This is a genomic window from Mucilaginibacter polytrichastri, from assembly GCF_001911425.1.
Classification (GTDB): domain Bacteria; phylum Bacteroidota; class Bacteroidia; order Sphingobacteriales; family Sphingobacteriaceae; genus Mucilaginibacter; species Mucilaginibacter polytrichastri.
This window is the reverse complement of sequence record NZ_MPPL01000001.1, coordinates 577604-595225: the sequence shown is the minus strand read 5'-3', so window position 1 is coordinate 595225 and position 17622 is coordinate 577604. Positions and strand designations below refer to the sequence as shown.

Sequence of the window (17622 nt, the reverse complement as noted above, 5' to 3'; positions counted from 1 at the left end):
GTTTAGGCTAAACTGTAATGATAATATGCCTTTTACTGATTATAATTTGGCTACATGCAGTATCACATTATTACCATGCCAAAGCTTTGTAGCCGGGTGAAAATGCTGCCACGAATGCCAGTACTCCTGGTAAGCCTGTACGGTGGTTAACTGCTTGCCTTTTAATTTACCATCAGTACAAAAGCCGTCCCAATCCCAAAGTGAGCCGGTTTCGGTATCGCTGATGATACCAACAGAATTTAAATTAAAATGCAGTGGTTTGTTATTGACAGTACTATTCCATACGTGGAAAGTTAAACTATCCTTTTCTATACCTATTAACAGGTTGGTTTTGCCGAGGCTGTCATTAAGTATTTGCTGCTTGTATAGTTGCCGCCATTCATAAGCCTTTTCTTTATTATTTAACGCCACACCAATTACCCAGCTCTTCCTAATCAACGAATCTTTATTTTTGAGCAAGCTATCCTTATCAACAGGTTGGCGGTTGTCATAATTTTTCAAGTCGGCATAATCATTTGCAAAGGCGCGGTCGGGCTGCATAATCAGTGATCCGGGGTGCCTTCTCAGCCAGGCCTCCAGCGTTGTTTGCTCGTAATTAACTTCTTTTAGCGATGCGCCTTTCAACTCCCCTACAGCTGCCTTGCCTGTAGCCTGGTACCACCAGGTGCCGGTACTTTCGTCTTCAACAACAGCATTGTAATGTCTGGCACCTACCAGCCTAAAGTTTTGCCGCTTACCGTTAACAACCGGGCTGTATACCCTACCCGTACGGCACATGGTACAATAGGTTACCAATACAGGCTCGGTGCCTACATTGTCCTGCACTTTATGATGGTACCCCAGGTAAATAAGCGGGTAGGCTTTTGCCACCCCATTATGTACCACACCAAGTATCACATAACCTTGCGGTACTTTATTTTGCAATGCGTTGGCAAACACAACCGAATGCGGTTCCTCGAACATTTTCTCTGCTTTGTACTGTACATCGGTTACATAATATATGCCTGCACAAATAAACAGCATCACCAATTTCCATGCTTTTTGGTTGCGGGTATCCTGGTTAAAAAAGCTAATTAAATACCAGATCACTAAAATGCAACCGAGTATCCGCAATGGCAATACCATTTTTTCGAGATAATAGGATACCGTAATAGCTTCAAGATTCTGGCTGCCGGGGAACGGCATTAATAAATACGCATGTACCAAACCGGGTATCAGCAGTAAAAATATACCCAGCCAAAACAAGCGATTCTTATTTTTGATAGTCATGGGCTGTTATTATTGTATTGAAGTATCTGCCTGCAATGCAGCATACCTGTTTTCTGATGGCAGGTAGCCGCTTGTTTTTAAAATGCCGCCCAAACGATCATAAAAACCAGATTCAACAGCGGGTGTAACCGTGTTCAACCCATCTACATAACGATTATATAAACTAAATAAAGCAGCGATCAATACGGTATCATGCAGTTCCATATCCGTTGCGCCTGCCTCTTTGGCCAGGCCAACCAGTTCTGGCGTTACATTTTTACCACTAACCTGCACATTACGGGCAATCTCCAGCAAAAATTTCATTTTCACGCTTACGGGCGCATAGTCCGGGTCATTTTTTACTTTTTCAGAAGTCTCGTTTTCTTCTAATAGCGCATCGGCTGCGGCTGTATGCGCGGCAGTACAAAAGCGGCATTGGTTACCATGCGAAACTACAGTGGCTATTAACTCACGTTCGCCCTCGGTAAGGCTCGACGGGCCACGCAACAATATTTGGGTAAGCTCGCGAATGGGCAAGGCGGTGTCTAAACGGTAATTTAGCAATCCTGTTATACCCGGCAGCTTATCATCTAAAGGAATGTAAGGCATCTTTTCAATAATTAACTAGCTTTCTGTTGGTTACAGAAATATGGTTTATAATATTTAAAGATACTATTATCTTTAAGTATCATCCAATTAATTGCCGGCGATTGTTTTATTATTTATTAATAAACGCTATTCATTTTAATCACTTTATCATCTCAAAATCAAAAACTCATGATTTAGGCATAACTGGCACGGTATTGTAAATATTAGTAGCAAGGCAATGAAAACCATTTTATAAAATTTGCCGTACTATTAACTACAATGAAAGTTGCCCACTTAATACTCACTTATACTAACCCCAAACTAACCGAGCGATTAATCAAACGTTTATCCCACCCGGAGTTTGATTTTTACATTCACGTCGATAAAAAGTTTAGCATAAAGCCGTACCTGTATTTACAGCAATACCCCAACGTATTTCTGGTACACAACCGCGAAGATGTACGCTGGGCTGGTTATAATACCATTAAGGCTACCTTTAAATGTATTAAAGAAATTGCCTCTACCGGAATTAAATACGACTATATTAACTTTATAAGCGGACAGGATTACCCCACTAAATCGCCCGAATACATGCTTGATTTTCTTACCCGGAACCAGGGTAAAGAGTTTATTGAATTTGAGAGTATACAGGACGATTGGCTGGAAGCCCTGCCGCGTATAACCCGCTATCACTTCGCTAACTTTACCTTTAAAGGCCGTTACAGGTTAGAAAGGCTGATTAATATTTTTACGCCTAAACGAAAATTACCGGAGGATTTAAAACCTTACGGAAAATCGATGTTTTGGATACTGAGTATCGATTGTGCAAAATATGTTGTGGATTATGTAGAAAGTAAACCCCATCTCGAGCGTTTTTTCCTGTTTACCTGGGGAAGTGACGAATTTGTTTTTCAGACCGTATTAATGAATTCTGATTATAAAGATAAGTTGGTTAATAACGATTACCGGTATATCGATTGGTCGGCAGGCGGGTCGCATCCCAAAACTTTAACTATTAAAGATTTTGCAGCATTAAAGAACACAGACGATCTGTTTGCGCGAAAATTTAGTGTGGATGCCGACAGCAAATTGCTGGATATGTTGGATGAATTGTAAATTACCCCCACCCCGAATGGCTTACCTGATAAACATAACCACATTTAGTGATACACGTGGTAACTTAACCGTACTAGACGAAGCGATACCCTTTGATATTAAACGCCTGTTTTATATATACGGCGTTGATAGTTCGGCACGTGGCGGGCATAGGCACCATAAAACAGTGCAGGCGGCTATTTGTATACAAGGCAAATGCACCATTGATAATGACAATGGCATTAATATAGAAACGTTTGAACTGGACAGCCCGGATAAATGCCTGATACTCGAAACACAGGATTGGCATGTAATGAAAAACTTTTCGCCCGATGCCATATTGCTGGTTTTGGCCTCTACATCCTTTGATGCTACAGATTATATTTTCGACCCATACCAGCATAACGAATGATCCCTTACGAAAACCTGTTTGAACTAAATAAACCGTTTAACGAAGCATTTAAACAAAGTTTCAGCGACTTTTTAAACAGCGGCTGGTATATTTTAGGTAAATACACTGCAGATTTCGAACAGCAGTTTGCCCAATGGAACCAGTCTGAATATTGTGTAGGCGTTGCCAACGGGCTGGATGCCTTAACGCTTTCGTTAAAAACTTTTGACTTTGAACCCGGCAGCGAGGTTATTGTGCCAGCCAATACTTACATTGCCACCATATTATCTATCACCAATAATGGCTTAATACCTGTATTGGTAGAACCGGATATAAGTACCTACAATATTGACCCGGCTGAAATAGAAAAAGCCATTACCCCCAAAACGCGTGCAATAATTATTGTACACCTGTATGGCAAATGTTGCGACATGGATGCGATAATGGCGATCAAAGAAAAATACAACCTGGTTTTAATTGAAGACTGTGCGCAATCGCACGGTGCTATGTTTAAGGGTGAAAAAACGGGTACCTTTGGCGAGTTTGGCGCTTTTAGCTTTTACCCAACCAAAAACCTAGGTGCCCTTGGCGATGCAGGAGCTATAACCACCAACCATGCAACATACGCCGATAAAATGCGAAAACTGCGCAACTATGGCTCTGAAAAGAAATACTATAACGAATACATGGGTGTTAATTCGCGGCTGGATGAATTGCAGGCGGCTTTTCTCCAAATAAAACTCGAAGCGCTGGATGCCATTAATGCCCACAAACAAAAGTTGGCAGCCATGTATCTCGACCAGCTAAGAGCAGATTATATATTACCGGTTGTTGATGCTGATTATACAGATGTTTACCACATCTTTAACATCCGCCATCCCCGCCGCGATGCATTAAAAGCTTATTTATATGAACATGGCATTGGAACCGAAATCCACTACCCTGTGCCGCCGCATCAGCAAAAAGCATTATTGCCCTTATTAGCAGGATTAAGTTTCCCTATTTCTGAAGAAATTCACCAAACAACCCTAAGCCTGCCCTGCTCCTATTGCCATACCGAAAAAGATGTGCAATTTGTGATTGATAAGTTGAACGATTTTTAGTTAATTAAAAATTCTGTTTTTTAGGATTTTGCCTATTATCAATAAAAGCGATTAGTTCAATTTTAACACCACGAGGCTTTACCCGATATATTATAGATACTTGTTTTATAATAACCCCGATATGGGTATGTTTCAATTTTGCAGATTTACGGAACATAAGGGGTTGGTCCTTCAATGAATTTAGATATTCATTGACACGGGATGTGAAATTAAAAATCTCTTTTTCAGTCCAATTTTTTTCTAGATATGTTATTCTGTCTCCAAATGTTTGGATAGCTTTTTTAGACCAAACTATTTCAAACCCCATTTACTAAATAATTTAACAACTTCAGAATGGGAAACTGTTTCACCGCGATCAGCCTGGGCTAACCCTTCTAAAACATCTTTCTGCTGATCCTGTCCTAACTCATCAAACCAGTCGGTCTTTCTGTTAGAAAGAAATGCTTTAACATCTAAAATCAAACCCTCATCAGTAGTATTCATGATTGTTTGTAATAGATCTAATTTCTCGGCTTGTATATTCATACTATCGAATTTAATGCTAAAATAATCATTTTGATTCATTAAAATCCCTTAATATATCCAGTTTGACTTAATGACCTGTTTGATCATTTGTATTCAAGACCTTCCCATATATCCCCATCGGCGATAACTTATCCTGAAACAATACCTTGGGGTTGTTATAAAATCTCACAAAATCTGCTGCACTCTTTTGGCCGGGATACGGCGCAAAATGATGATTAAGGCCACCGTTGCGCCAGGTAAGCAGGTAAGATAATTTGTATTTTGCTATTTCGGGCAGTAAAGTGCCTGTCCACCAATTGGCATCGGGGATGCTCTGGTAACCGGTTTCGGGCACGCAGGCTATTTTGTGATGTTCGGCAGCTACGGTTTGTAGTATGGATAATTGCTTATCAAGCCGTTGCACAAATTGAGGTACATTATCGGTGCAATACAGATCGAAGCCCACCAAATCTACATAATCATCACCCGGATAGCGGGCCATAAAATCTTCGGGCGAATTAAAATCGGCAGTAGAATAAACAACTAATAAGTTATGTACCTTCTCTTTCTTTCTTAAATAATCTATGGTAAAACGCCATATCGCAATCAGATCCTGCGGATCGGTAGTTTTATTGCCCCACCAAAACCATCCACCCGTAAGTTCATGAAAAGGCCTGAATAAAATAGGGATAGCCTCGCCATTGTCCCCCTTAAATGACTTTATAAATTTGGCAGCCTTTTTCAGGTATGCTACGTATTTATCATGTGCTTCGCCATCGGCCAAAATGTCTTTTACGCTATTATTCGTAGTATCCCAGGCAGTTTTATCATTAACCGGGTTATCCATGTGCCAGCAAAAAGTATTTACGCCCCCGCGCTGATAAGCATCTTTAACCAGTTGACGCTGGGTTTCAAAAGGGATACCATTAATATCTGAGGTACTATCATGCTCAATCCTGGCCAAATCCCAGCCATAAATGGCCGGGTATGATCCGGTAACGGCTTTCACGTCCGAACTATCGGCCTGTAAACGCCAGTTAACGCCATAGCCGGTATCGTCATGATGGCCATACATGATTCCTTTCTCAACCAATTGACGCATATTATTATACAGGTTGCGTGTTTCTTTAGTTGCCTTTGGGTCGCAGGGAGCATTGGGCTGCACTTGCGCCTTTAGGCTGGTTATAGATAAAACAGTAATTATAGAAACAAGCAAAACGTTTTTCATAGATAATATCAAGAGCCGCTTCGCGGCCTGTAAAATTGATAAGTTTTTATTTATAAACACCAAAAAGCCGGCCTATTAATACTAAGCCGGCTTTAATACAACGAATTATATTACAGATTAGTTTGCTTTACGCAAACGCAACATTACTACATCGTGCGGTGCAATAACTTGTTTAAACAGTTTTTTGGTTGTACCCAAATCCTTTTTAACCCACAGGTCGCGAACTTTATAAGTCTCTTGTGCAAAGTTGATATTCAGGTGCGAAATGGTATCCTGTAACAAATGCTCTTCCCAAGCGTAATCTATATTCTGCGGATGGGCACTGCGGTTTAAAAAGCATACAGCTACATCTTGTTTATTAAGCGGCTTAACCCACATCTCTAAACCATCGAAGGCATAATAGCGAAAACCTTGTATCCCTAACGAATCCTGATCTACAGCAATTGCTTCCTTATTAGTTAGGATCTCATGCGTTTGCGGCGACATTTTACGCAGGTCATTCCCAGCCATTAAAGGCGCAGCCAGCATACACCATAAAGAGAAATGCGCGCGATCTTCGCTTACGCTCATGCCATTGCCAACCTCCAGCATATCCGGATCGTTCCAATGGCCCGGGCCGGCATACTGGCGAATTTTATCTTGTTTATCCAATATGGTCATTACGCTTAATGCAGTCCATGTACCTACGTTTTTATCTTTGTCAAACTGGTTACAGATATCGCCGGTACTGCGCCATAGCTGCCCAACACCTTTACCCCACAACCACGGCTGGTGGTTACCCCACTCGCAAAGGCTAAACACAATAGGCCTGCCGGTTGCTTTTAAAGCTTTGCTCATGGTAATGTAAGCTTCGCGGGCATTCAGGCTGTCGGTGTTACACCAGTCATATTTTAAATAATCAACATCCCATGATGCATACAGGCGTGCATCCTGATATTCGTGACCACGTGTACCGGGGTAACCGGCACAGGTTCTGTCGCCAGCGCAATTGTAGATCCCGAACTTTAAACCTTTTAAGTGTACGTAATCTGCAAAAGCCTTCATCCCGTTGGGGAACTTTTTAGGGTCGGCTACCAGATCGCCTTTGGCATCGCGGTCCATAGTCATCCAGCCATCATCCAGCACAAAATATTGGTAACCGGCATCGCGCATACCAGATGATACATAGGTATCCACCATTTCTTTCAGCATCTGCTCATTAATATTGGTTTGGAAAGTGTTCCAGGTATTAAAACCCATGGGCGGAGTTAGCGCCAGATGGCTGTTGTCTGCATCTGCCTGTCTGGTAACCTTTACAGGTGCGGCAGCATCTTGTGCAACTGTAATATTTACAGTTATTAAACTGGTTATGCAGATAAGAACCAGGTTTTTTAATTGGTTAAACTTCATTATGGTCTGTTACGATGTACTATTTATTCGGTTTATGATTTCTATACAGGCGCGGGTGTTATGGTAAGGGCATTTCCATAATCCTGCTTTATCTTCATCGGGCATTAGCTGGCCGTGCTGGTTAATGCCCCAGTGCCATTCGCCGTTATACTTGTCCAGGATCTTGTCTTTTACAAAAGCCCAGTTATTTAGAGAGAGTTGTGCATACTTTTCTTCCCCGCTTATTTGGTAGGCATTAAAATAACCGATCATCGTTTCGGCCTGTACCCACCAGTGCTTCTCGCGGATGAGATGATGAGCAGCAGGCTCAAACTCATACCACATACCGCCATCTTTATCCAGGCCTTTGGTTGCGGCCCCGGCAATTAACACGGCAAGATCACGCAGTTGTGCTACCAGTTTATCATCGCCAATTACATCGGCTGCATGCAATACCAGCCAGGCAGCTTCAATATCGTGACCGTAGGAAACCAGATCTGATCGCAGTTTCCAATTCTCATCAAAAAAAAGGTTCAGCGTATGTTTCTTCGGATCGATAAAGTGATCTATAAAATCATATAGCAAGGTCAAAATCTGTTTACGCAAACCACCATCGGGCCAAATACGATACAGGTTGGCGTAACCCTCCAATACATGTAAGTGGGTATTCATGGTCTTTTTTTCGTTGGCGTCTTTAGCGCTCAGGCGAAGGTCATCCAATGGTTGCCACTCCCTGTTAAAGGCTTCGAAATAACCGGTTTTTAGCGTATTGAAGCTTTTTTCAACGAGCAAATGATAAAGCCTGATTGCCCAATCTTTCGCATACTCATCTTTAAACGCAATATAATATTCGCTTAAACCATAAATGGTAAAGGCGATGGCATAAACTTGCTTTTTAGTATCTAAGGGCTTCCCCTGGTAATCTACCGTCCAGTATACGCCGCCGTGTTCGTGGTCAATAAAGTGCTCAACGATATATTCATAGGCACGCTGAGCCAGATCTAAATAGTAAGGTGTTTGATCCTGGTTATAGGCTGCAGCGAACGACCAAAGAATGCGGGCATTCAGCACGGAACCTTTTGGCGCCTGCAGATCTACATTGTTATGCTGATCTATTTTGCCATAAAAACCGCCGTTTTTATCGTCAATGGTATATCTCGACCAGTAATCCATAATACGAACCAGCTCGGTGTTCAGCTCGTCTTTATAAGTTTGCAGTGCTGCGGCTAATTCGGCTTTCATAGGTATTGGAGATGATAATCCTAAGCTACTTATTTAAACTTTTATTTTTATCAATAATACGGTACAAGGTTTTAACAGACGCTGCCGAACGCAAACCATCTGCAGGGGTATACTTCACATAATCAAGTAGTTTATCAACCGTGCTGGTAGCCACATGCATGCGCGTGTCTGATGATGCATAGTAAATAAACACCGTGCCGTCATTATCCAAAATCCAGCCATTGCTGAATACCACGTTTGATACATCACCTACCCGCTCCTCACCTTCCGGGGCTAAGAAATAACCGGCCGGTTTATAAATTACTTTGGTCAGATCATGCAGATCAGTCATAAACATATATAACACATAGCGCAAACCTGCGGCAGTATTACGCACACCATGCGCCAGGTGCAGCCAGCCTTCTGTCGTTTTTATCGGCGCAGGGCCTTGTCCGTTTTTGGCTTCATAAACGGTATGATATTGTTTGGTATCGATAATTTTCTCCTCGCCTACCTCGGCATTTTCCATACTAGCAGTCAAACCGAAGCCTATGCCACCACCAGTACCTGCATTAATAAAACTATCCTGCGGGCGGGTGTACAGGCCATATTTACCGTCCACAAACTCTGGGTGCAATACTACGTTACGTTGTTGTGCCGATGATGTTTTTAAATCCGGCAGTCGTTCCCATGTAACCAGGTCTTTAGTACGGGCAATACCACAGGCCGCCACAGCCATCGACTGATCGTGTATTGGAGCCTCCGGGTCTCGACGCTCGGTGCAGAACAAACCGTAAATCCAACCATCTTCATGCTGGGTTAAACGCATATCATAAACGTTGGTATCGGGGGCTGCTGTTTCGGGCAGATTGATCGGGTAATCCCAGAATCTGAAATTATCTATACCGTTCGGGCTTTCTGCAATGGCGAAAAACGATTTGCGGTCGAGACCTTCGGTACGCACAGCCAGTATATATTTGCCGTCCCATTTTATGGCCCCGGCATTAAAAGCAGCGTTAATACCAAAACGCTCCATCAAATATGGATTGGTTTTGGGGTCAAGATCATATCGCCAAAAAACCGGCGCATGGGCTGCCGTAATAACCGGATTTTGATACCGGTGATAGATACCATTACTTGGCTCAACTTTATAGTTTTCTTTAATAACCAGCTGCAGCCAGTCCTGCTCTAATTGTGATAAACGTAGGTTAAATTGTTCTGTCATTGTTTTATTAATAATCACTCAGTTTGTTCCACCACGTTTTTTTGAGGATAGCACAGATCACTGCCAAAATACCTACCGTAATAGCTAATGCCATCTTTTGCATCAGTATGAGGTACATGGGTAAAATGGTAAAGCACAGTTGTGCTATGGTACCCAAAACCACGTTAAACATATTAAGCTTAAAGTTTTTGTTTCGTTGAAAATTGGGATCATCTGCCATTACAGCATCATCAACAGGCCCCCAGAATCCCCATGGGCGAACGTTTGAATAGAAGGATTTAAGCACAGCCATATCCGTAGGCGGTGCGGAGTATGTGCCAATAATAGACCCAGCCAACGACAAGCCAAACAGTACCGGGAACCAGTACAAAAGTTGTGCATCATCAATCAGTTTCGAAAAAACCAGCGCGGTTACGATACCGGTAAGCATACCCCAAAAAAAGCCATTGGCATTAAAGCGCCACCAATGCCATTTCAATACGTTCGAGGCCACATATCCGCCGTAAAGGGCAGATACAATCCACAGTAAAACGGCGTTTACATCTTTAGCAAAAAAACCTAATGCAACACCTACAATTACCACCACAATACCTACCATATAATTCATGGAGATGATCTTTTTGGTAGAAGCCTCCGGGTTAAAATATTTAAGGTAAATATCGTTTACAATATAGGCCTGGGCCGCGTTAAGCGTGCCGCTGAATGTACCCATAAAAGCCCCTAACAAACCTGTTAGTATTAAACCCACCAAGCCAACCGGTAAAAAGTTATTGATAACCGCAGGTAAGATCCTCTCGAAATCCACAGTTCCGTTGGCATCCTTTAAATTCATTTGATTATAGTACAGCAGGGCCAACACAGTTAATCCAATAATGAGCGAATACCGGATAGGCAGCAGCATTACATTTACAAAACCGCTCATCTTACTGGCTTCTTCGGGCGAACGGGTGGAAAGTATCTTCTGCATATCATAGTTGGGAGCAGGACCGGCCAAAGCTGCGAAGATACCCTTGAATGTAATCATCATAAAAAATATCCCGAATAATGAGTAACCATCGCTTTTGATCTTTTGGTTTACATCACTAATAATGCCTGTCCAGCTCATACCCAACTTCCAACCGAAGAACGGGCTATACCAGCCATCTGGTACATTGAGTTGATGGCCATGTAAGCGGGTCACAGCAATAATGGCTACCCAGATACAGGCCACCGTCATGATGCAGTATTTAATGATATCGCCCAGCACAATACTATGCATACCCCCTAAAATGGAGTAAAACATGGCAAACAGGGTAAAAATGATGCCGTAAAAATGTGGCACATATTGCGGGGTAACATTAAAAGGCACATAGGCCTTCACAGCATCCCAGGGCACAAAAATTTCGATGAATTTACCCAAGCCTATAAAGCCATAAGCGAGATAGCCCAGGCAACTTAATAAAGCAAATGCAATAACTACTTTGTGCGAATTACCTACCCCTTTACCGGTTTTACCAAAGCGGGTTTCTAACCATTCGGCACCGGTACTTGCATTAGATCGGCGCAGCCAGCGCGAGAGGTACATCATTAAAAATATCTGGTTAAATACCGGCCAAAGCCAGGGTATCCAGATGCTTTTCATACCATAGGCAAAGCACAGGCTCACCATCCACATGGTGCCGCTAATGTCAAACATATCTGAGGCATCACTTAAACCGAGCTTGTACCAGGGCAGCGTACGGCCACCCAGCATATAGCTATCTTTATTTTGGAGTGCTTTTTTACGATACCATAAACCAATAAATATGGTAGATATAAGGTATACGATTATAATAGAAGCATCCAGTAGAGATAGTTTCATTGATACGAAGCTTACATAGTAGCAGCCGCGGATATAAACATTCGCAAGGCCTGCTAATTATTGGCAGGAGTAAAACTATATATTTAAGCCAAAGCAGACTAATACTTTTTTAACCAAACTAAGTACATAATTCTTAATCGAACGTTTAATTAGACAATAAACCGGCTATATAAAAACCCTGTTGCCGGCATAAGTTTCTCTAAACTCTTTAGGGATACATAGTTTTTTACGTTTAAAGATCCTGTTAAAATTAGAGATATTGTTGAAGCCGCATTTGTATGCAATCTCGGCAATGGTGTTGGTGGTATCTATCAGCATACGCGATGCATGGCCCAGGCGAATCTCGTTCAGGGTATCTATAAAGGTTTTACCGGTACGTTTTTTTATAAAGCGGCTAAACGAAGCTTCGGGCATATTGGCCAGTTTAGATACCTCGGCCAGTGTTACCTGGCGGTTGTAATTGATGTTCATGTATTCAAACACACGCTCTATCCGACGGCTATTGTACTGGAAGCGATCATTAGAGAAACTAAGATCAGACAGGGTTTTAAAATTGCGCGAAACAGAGAGGTCATGCAAGATGGAAAGCAGCTCTAAAACCGAATCAAAGCCACTTTTTTTATCCAGCGACACTATTCTATCTTTAAGCAGCGCAATAGTTTCGGGAGAAAATAATACCCCACGCTGTGAGTGGTCGAGCATATTGCGCACAAAGTTGAGCTGGTTGCGCTTTAAAAAACGCTCGTCAAACAAGTCTTTATGAAACTGAATGGTTACCTCTGTAATGGCTTCGCTCTGGCATTGATGCGTAAACCAGGCATGATATAGGTTAGGGCCAATGAGTACCAATTCCACATCATCAATAATATCAATATGCCCGCCAACTACGCGTTTGGCTCCTTTGGCATGCAAAATAAGATTAAGTTCGTACTCATCATGATAGTGCAGCGGAAAGTCGAACTTTTGTTTGGTTCTCGAAAATATGGTAAAACAATCACTTGGGGTAAGCGGAGTGATCTCGCGCATCACATTCCCTGTCATAAAATTAGTTGGTTAAGAAAAATTGGTAATACAAATTTAACCATTAGCGTACAATATTTACTATGTTTTTACAAATTGATTATTTAATGTTATTACTAATAAAAGTAGGTTTGCTGATATTAATGTAAAATCTGCTTATTTTACACCCAATCGTAAAACAACATCGATTAGCATTTGTAAGTAAACATGGTTAATGATAATAAGCATTATCCACAAAAATAATTAATGGACACACCAGATAGCACAGCAGAACAAGTACCTGTTAAAAGGCCCAATAAATTAGCAAAAAGTTTGGCAGGTACTTTTACAGATCTGTACAACGTAGTCCGCTTTATTTTGCGCTTTTTTAAGGAGGCTTTTGTACCCCCTTATGAGGGCAAAGAACTTTTAAGGCAATGTTACGAAGTTGGCGTACGCTCCCTCGGGTTAATTACCCTAACCGGTTTTATTGTAGGTTTAATATTTACCAAGCAATCACGCCCATCGCTGTCAGAATTTGGCGCAACATCATGGCTGCCATCATTGGTGTCCATCGCTATTATGCGGGCGCTTGCTCCGTTGGTAACAGCGTTGATCACCGCAGGCCGGGTTGGGTCAAGTATTGGTGCCGAGCTGGGCTCTATGCGGGTTACCGAGCAAATTGATGCCATGGAGGTTTCGGGTACCAATCCATTTAAATACCTGGTATGCATTCGTGTATTGGCTACCACTATTACGGTACCTATCTTATCAACCTTTGCCGCTTTTGTAGCCATATTGGGTGGTTATTTAAACGTGCATCAAAACGAAGGCACCAGTTACAGCACTTTTATTGCCCAGGTGTTTGAACCGTTATCTTTCCTTGATTTTGAATCATCACTTATAAAATCCATTGTGTTTGGGTTTACAATAGGCATTGTGGGCGCTTATAAAGGCTATAACTCATCGCGCGGAACAGAGGGCGTGGGTAAGGCAGCAAATTCGGCAGTGGTAACTGCCATGTTTTTAGTGTTTATTGAAGAAATTGTGATTGTACAAATCATAGGATGGTTTAGATAATATATGGCGAAACCGAATACAAATATTGATTACAACCAAACGGTGATCAGCATCAGGGGACTTAAGAAATCCTTTGAAACTAATCATGTACTGCGCGGTGTTGACCTTGATCTTTATCAGGGCGAAAACCTCGTGGTGCTGGGCCGCTCGGGTACGGGTAAATCTGTGTTGATTAAAATTATTTCCGGACTGCTTACAGCAGACTCGGGCGAAGTACTTGTACTGGGGAAAGACATGAACAACCTATCGGCAAAAGAGCTGCGGGATCTCCGAATTAAGGTTGGGTTCTCTTTTCAAAACAGTGCATTATATGATAGTATGACCGTGCGTAAAAACATTGAGTTTCCGCTGGTACGCAACAGCCCAAAACTTACCCGCAAAGAAGTTACCATGCAGGTAGAAGAAGTGCTTGACAATGTGGGCCTGTTACAAACCATTAACCAAATGCCGTCTGAACTTTCGGGTGGGCAGCGAAAAAGGATAGGTATTGCACGTACATTAATTTTAAAGCCCGAAATTGTACTGTATGACGAGCCCACAGCCGGCCTCGACCCTATTACCTGTATAGATATTAATGAACTGATAAACGAAGTACAGCAAATGTACCATACCTCATCTATCATTATTACCCACGATTTAACCTGTGCCAAAGCAACAGGCGACCGTATTGTAATGCTGCTTGATGGTAAATTTGAACGCCAGGGCAGTTTTGATGAAGTATTTAACACAACAGACGAAAGAGTGAAAGCATTTTACGATTATAACTTTACACAATAAATGGATAACGCAGACAACAAAAAGGCCGTATGGGTAGGTGTATTTATAGCCGTAGGCCTTGCCATATTTATAGTTGCCGTTTTTACTTTTGGCAACTCGCGCAAAAGCTTTAGCAACGGCGTACATATCAGCGCTGTTTTTAATGACGTAAACGGCTTAATGAAAGGTAATAACATCTGGTTTTCTGGTGTACGGGTTGGCACCATCAGCGCCATTCGGTTCACCGGGATATCGCAGGTTTATGTAACCATGAACATTGACAAGAATGCCCAGCAATACATCCACCGCAATGCAGGCGTAAGGGTAAGCTCCGAAGGTTTTATCGGTAACAAAATATTGGTTATTGATGGCGGCAGCCCTAATGCCCCGGTTATTGAAGACGGCGACCGACTAAAAGCCGAATCGATGATGAGTACCGACGACATTATGAAAACCTTGCAGAAAAACAACACAAACCTGTTGGCCATTACCAGTGATTTTAAATTATTAAGCCATAACATCGTAAACGGAAAAGGCTTGGTAGGGCAATTAATGACAGATTCTACGCTTTCACTTCGGTTCAGGTCTATGGTAGAAAACTTAAACCGCACTACCGCAAATACAGCACGCATGGCAGATCAGTTGAACCAATATGGTGTTAAGCTGAACAGTAAAGATGGCTTGGCCAATAAATTTGCTACAGATACAGCTACGTTTAAACAATTTCAGCGTGCTGTTGAACAGTTGCAACAAACCACCAAAACAGCCAGCACTTTTGCGGACAACCTTAACAAGGCCAGTAATAAACTTAATACGACAGATAATGCCATTGGCGTGTTATTAAATGACCCAAAAGCGGCAGTTAAGGTGCAAAACACCCTTGATAAGTTGCAGGAAAGCTCGGTTAAGCTCAATGATGATCTCGAAGCGGCTCAGCACAACTTCTTTTTAAAAGGCTTTTTCAATAAAAAAGAAAAAGCGCAAAAAAAACAATTGAAATTACAGCAAGATTCAATTGAAAAAAGCAACAAGACGCAATAATTTATATCAAAAAGGCAACATAACTTTCTTTTTTTACAAAATTTTGATTTTGCGAAGAGAAACATTATCATTGTATCGTACTAATACAATGAACTAACTAAACTAACGCCAACAGCTCGAACTAACTAAGCTATTTAATCCCTAATTAATTAAACTATTGATTCGAGTTTATGAATTAAAGTCTCCCTCAAAAAAGGAGGCTTTTTTTGTTCTTAACACTTAATTCTATTTTATACATTATCTTCGGCTGTAAAACATTACCACAATTGTCATTTAGTCTACCATGCACAGAAATACAAATCCCCTATACCCCCTGAGATTCCTTGCAGCTTTAACCGTAGTATTATATCATTATACCCCAAAATCAATACAACCTAATGTTAATTTTATAATAAAGAATGGTAATGAAGCTGTAAACTTTTTCTTTTTCATTTCTGGATTCGTAATGATTTTGGCTAACAGCAATTTTCTAAAAAAAGACTCGGCAACATTTTCAAAATGGGATTTTTATATAAAACGTATAGCTAGAATTTACCCGTTATATTTATTTGCAATAATCGTACTAGCAGCATTTCACTATCTTATCAAACCAATTGATACCAATACTGTAAAATATCGATTAATTTTCGAGTCATTAGGAATTCAAAGATGGCTATATGCAGGCTCCTTCAATTACCCGGGATGGACACTCTCTTCCGAATTCTTTTTCTACGCTCTGTTTCCCTTTACCTTCCTTTTGATGAAGAAGAACTATTCACTTTACAAAAAACAGGTAATTGGCTATTTTTTGTTAGCTCTAATCATCACTGGAATATTATTCAAAATTGAACACCATGAGGGCCTGTCTCCTGTTCTAAAAAAGATTGTTTCTATTCTCTATCTACACCCCATTTTTAAAATCTCAATATTTTTACTTGGTACCATTTGTGGTAAAGTATTTATAGATAACAAGTTAATTTTTTTACAAAATAATCGTAATAGCTTACTATGCGTCGTATTTTGCTTTATAACTATCTTTTTAACCAAGCAGCTATTACCTGTAGATCATTACCTGCTTGGAGGAGGAATACTGGCAATTGCTTATTTCTTATTAGTACTGGCTATCAATAGCTTTGACAAAGACAAAACTCATATTTTTAACAATAAACTCATTATCCTTTCTGGCGAAGTCAGTTACGGGATCTACATTCTTCAATATCCAGTTTATATTTATTTTACAAACTTCATTCATCCGGTAACAGATTCCTTATCGCTAGGCATTTTTATTTTGGTATTAATTTCTGTTTCAATAGTAACTTATTACACAATTGAAATTCCGGCTAAGACACTCATTTTAAATCTCTACAAAAGAAATAAAACGATTAAAAACAGTACATTTTCTTCATTATAAGTCAATAAGTGAATTTGAGAACCCAAGGTTTTACTATTTGCTTTTGGTGTTACTCTAAACTGAATCAAATCTTTTAATTTACCACTCAATACCCATGCAAATATTCAGTGAAAAACAGCCCCAATCACATGTATTAACTACTAAATCCTCTGTATACCGGCAAGTTAGACGCGTGGCGCGCCATTGCTGCAATTTGGGTGGTAATGGCACATGCATGTTCAACAGTCATAACTGATACTCACGTTATTCCGGATACCTATTTTTGCAAGAAGCTTCTATAAGTTACTTTTTGACGACTAAAATGCCCACTGGAGCTGGAGCAAGTCGATTTTTGATCTTCGCAATATTATCGAAGAAGTAATGGATTTGTTTGCTCAGAAATTGGCCTACGAAACTATTATACCTTTCATAATGTTTCATTGCAACCTGTTTTGGGTAATTGGCTTGCTGCTGGAGCCTTTGAATTGTACATATTAAATGTATTAAGATCTGCGGCAGAAATCCCGTCAATAGTCATCACATCTTAATATCTTTACTATAAAAGC

Annotated in this window: 17 protein-coding genes; 7 read left to right on the top strand and 10 right to left on the bottom strand. The window is 40.9% G+C overall.

Translation table 11 applies throughout. From position 1 onward, the window contains the following. Nucleotides 1-39 precede the first annotated feature (39 nt). Nucleotides 40-1269 (bottom strand): DUF3179 domain-containing (seleno)protein, encoded by a 1230-nt coding sequence (locus RG47T_RS02680; protein ID WP_074487933.1) that lies wholly within the window; start codon nucleotides 1267-1269, stop codon nucleotides 40-42. 9 nt (nucleotides 1270-1278) lie between these two features. Next, on the bottom strand, nucleotides 1279-1857 hold the full coding sequence (locus RG47T_RS02675; protein WP_074487932.1) for a carboxymuconolactone decarboxylase family protein: 579 nt from the start codon (nucleotides 1855-1857) through the stop codon (nucleotides 1279-1281). 258 nt (nucleotides 1858-2115) lie between these two features. On the opposite strand from RG47T_RS02675, the gene RG47T_RS02670 reads away from it, so the two are divergent. The 3 genes from RG47T_RS02670 to RG47T_RS02660 are packed head-to-tail and all read left to right on the top strand — an operon-like array spanning nucleotide 2116 to nucleotide 4425. Next, nucleotides 2116-2952 (top strand): beta-1,6-N-acetylglucosaminyltransferase, encoded by an 837-nt coding sequence (locus RG47T_RS02670; protein ID WP_074487931.1) that lies wholly within the window; start codon nucleotides 2116-2118, stop codon nucleotides 2950-2952. Nucleotides 2953-2968: 16 nt separating this feature from the next. Continuing rightward, a complete protein-coding gene (locus tag RG47T_RS02665) occupies nucleotides 2969-3343 on the top strand; it encodes a sugar 3,4-ketoisomerase (protein WP_074487929.1) in 375 nt (124 codons plus the stop codon). Then, on the top strand, nucleotides 3340-4425 hold the full coding sequence (locus tag RG47T_RS02660) for a DegT/DnrJ/EryC1/StrS family aminotransferase (protein ID WP_074487928.1): 1086 nt from the start codon (nucleotides 3340-3342) through the stop codon (nucleotides 4423-4425). Before RG47T_RS02665 ends, RG47T_RS02660 begins: the two co-directional genes overlap by 4 nt. 4 nt (nucleotides 4426-4429) lie before the next feature. Here RG47T_RS02660 and RG47T_RS02655 read toward each other — a convergent pair whose 3' ends face one another. From RG47T_RS02655 to RG47T_RS02620, 8 genes are all read right to left on the bottom strand, one after another. Continuing rightward, entirely contained in the window at nucleotides 4430-4732 is a 303-nt protein-coding gene (locus RG47T_RS02655) for a type II toxin-antitoxin system RelE/ParE family toxin (protein ID WP_074487926.1), read from the bottom strand. Next, a complete protein-coding gene (locus tag RG47T_RS02650; RefSeq protein WP_216350995.1) occupies nucleotides 4717-4908 on the bottom strand; it encodes a hypothetical protein in 192 nt (63 codons plus the stop codon). Before RG47T_RS02650 ends, RG47T_RS02655 begins: the two co-directional genes overlap by 16 nt. A gap of 109 nt (nucleotides 4909-5017) precedes the next feature. After that, on the bottom strand, nucleotides 5018-6157 hold the full coding sequence (locus RG47T_RS02645) for a glycoside hydrolase family 26 protein (RefSeq protein WP_074487924.1): 1140 nt from the start codon (nucleotides 6155-6157) through the stop codon (nucleotides 5018-5020). Nucleotides 6158-6274: 117 nt separating this feature from the next. Further along, the gene (locus RG47T_RS02640; protein ID WP_074487922.1) at nucleotides 6275-7546 is read right to left on the bottom strand and encodes a glycoside hydrolase family 27 protein; all 1272 of its coding nucleotides are present in this window, start codon (nucleotides 7544-7546) and stop codon (nucleotides 6275-6277) included. Nucleotides 7547-7555: 9 nt separating this feature from the next. Continuing rightward, nucleotides 7556-8767 (bottom strand): AGE family epimerase/isomerase, encoded by a 1212-nt coding sequence (locus RG47T_RS02635; RefSeq protein ID WP_074487921.1) that lies wholly within the window; start codon nucleotides 8765-8767, stop codon nucleotides 7556-7558. Between the two features lie 25 nt (nucleotides 8768-8792). Further along, nucleotides 8793-9971: a glycoside hydrolase family 130 protein gene (locus tag RG47T_RS02630; protein ID WP_074487920.1), complete on the bottom strand. Its 1179-nt coding sequence runs from the start codon at nucleotides 9969-9971 to the stop codon at nucleotides 8793-8795. A gap of 7 nt (nucleotides 9972-9978) precedes the next feature. Continuing rightward, complete coding sequence (locus RG47T_RS02625; protein ID WP_074487918.1) at nucleotides 9979-11811, bottom strand: sodium:solute symporter family protein; 1833 nt, start codon at nucleotides 11809-11811, stop codon at nucleotides 9979-9981. Nucleotides 11812-11976: 165 nt separating this feature from the next. Next, nucleotides 11977-12852 carry an AraC family transcriptional regulator gene (locus tag RG47T_RS02620; protein ID WP_074487917.1) on the bottom strand — a complete coding sequence of 292 codons (876 nt, stop codon included), beginning with the start codon at nucleotides 12850-12852 and terminating at the stop codon, nucleotides 11977-11979. A gap of 225 nt (nucleotides 12853-13077) precedes the next feature. Here RG47T_RS02620 and RG47T_RS02615 point away from each other — a divergent pair, with 225 nt between their 5' ends. The 4 genes from RG47T_RS02615 (at nucleotide 13078) to RG47T_RS02600 (ending at nucleotide 17077) form a co-directional block, all read left to right on the top strand. Next, the gene (locus RG47T_RS02615; protein WP_074487916.1) at nucleotides 13078-13890 is read left to right on the top strand and encodes an MlaE family ABC transporter permease; all 813 of its coding nucleotides are present in this window, start codon (nucleotides 13078-13080) and stop codon (nucleotides 13888-13890) included. Between the two features lie 3 nt (nucleotides 13891-13893). Continuing rightward, nucleotides 13894-14667, top strand: a complete 774-nt coding sequence (locus RG47T_RS02610) for an ABC transporter ATP-binding protein (protein WP_074487915.1) — start codon at nucleotides 13894-13896, stop codon at nucleotides 14665-14667. Continuing rightward, a complete protein-coding gene (locus RG47T_RS02605; protein ID WP_074487913.1) occupies nucleotides 14668-15687 on the top strand; it encodes an MlaD family protein in 1020 nt (339 codons plus the stop codon). A gap of 283 nt (nucleotides 15688-15970) precedes the next feature. Further along, complete coding sequence (locus tag RG47T_RS02600) at nucleotides 15971-17077, top strand: acyltransferase family protein (RefSeq protein WP_074487912.1); 1107 nt, start codon at nucleotides 15971-15973, stop codon at nucleotides 17075-17077. Nucleotides 17078-17622 lie beyond the last annotated feature (545 nt).

Excerpts from the sequence above, each read along its gene's own strand:
- RG47T_RS02615 (WP_074487916.1), top strand. The coding sequence starts at position 13,078 with ATGGACACACCAGATAGCACAGCAGAACAAGTACCTGTTAAAAGGCCC.
- RG47T_RS02660 (WP_074487928.1), top strand. The coding sequence starts at position 3,340 with ATGATCCCTTACGAAAACCTGTTTGAACTAAATAAACCGTTTAACGAA.
- RG47T_RS02665 (WP_074487929.1), top strand. The coding sequence starts at position 2,969 with ATGGCTTACCTGATAAACATAACCACATTTAGTGATACACGTGGTAAC.
- RG47T_RS02630 (WP_074487920.1), bottom strand. The coding sequence starts at position 9,971 with ATGACAGAACAATTTAACCTACGTTTATCACAATTAGAGCAGGACTGG.
- RG47T_RS02645 (WP_074487924.1), bottom strand. The coding sequence starts at position 6,157 with ATGAAAAACGTTTTGCTTGTTTCTATAATTACTGTTTTATCTATAACC.
- RG47T_RS02610 (WP_074487915.1), top strand. The coding sequence starts at position 13,894 with ATGGCGAAACCGAATACAAATATTGATTACAACCAAACGGTGATCAGC.
- RG47T_RS02605 (WP_074487913.1), top strand. The coding sequence starts at position 14,668 with ATGGATAACGCAGACAACAAAAAGGCCGTATGGGTAGGTGTATTTATA.
- RG47T_RS02655 (WP_074487926.1), bottom strand. The coding sequence starts at position 4,732 with ATGGGGTTTGAAATAGTTTGGTCTAAAAAAGCTATCCAAACATTTGGA.
- RG47T_RS02640 (WP_074487922.1), bottom strand. The coding sequence starts at position 7,546 with ATGAAGTTTAACCAATTAAAAAACCTGGTTCTTATCTGCATAACCAGT.
- RG47T_RS02670 (WP_074487931.1), top strand. The coding sequence starts at position 2,116 with ATGAAAGTTGCCCACTTAATACTCACTTATACTAACCCCAAACTAACC.
- RG47T_RS02635 (WP_074487921.1), bottom strand. The coding sequence starts at position 8,767 with ATGAAAGCCGAATTAGCCGCAGCACTGCAAACTTATAAAGACGAGCTG.
- RG47T_RS02625 (WP_074487918.1), bottom strand. The coding sequence starts at position 11,811 with ATGAAACTATCTCTACTGGATGCTTCTATTATAATCGTATACCTTATA.
- RG47T_RS02675 (WP_074487932.1), bottom strand. The coding sequence starts at position 1,857 with ATGCCTTACATTCCTTTAGATGATAAGCTGCCGGGTATAACAGGATTG.
- RG47T_RS02620 (WP_074487917.1), bottom strand. The coding sequence starts at position 12,852 with ATGACAGGGAATGTGATGCGCGAGATCACTCCGCTTACCCCAAGTGAT.
- RG47T_RS02680 (WP_074487933.1), bottom strand. The coding sequence starts at position 1,269 with ATGACTATCAAAAATAAGAATCGCTTGTTTTGGCTGGGTATATTTTTA.
- RG47T_RS02600 (WP_074487912.1), top strand. The coding sequence starts at position 15,971 with ATGCACAGAAATACAAATCCCCTATACCCCCTGAGATTCCTTGCAGCT.
- RG47T_RS02650 (WP_216350995.1), bottom strand. The coding sequence starts at position 4,908 with ATGAATACTACTGATGAGGGTTTGATTTTAGATGTTAAAGCATTTCTT.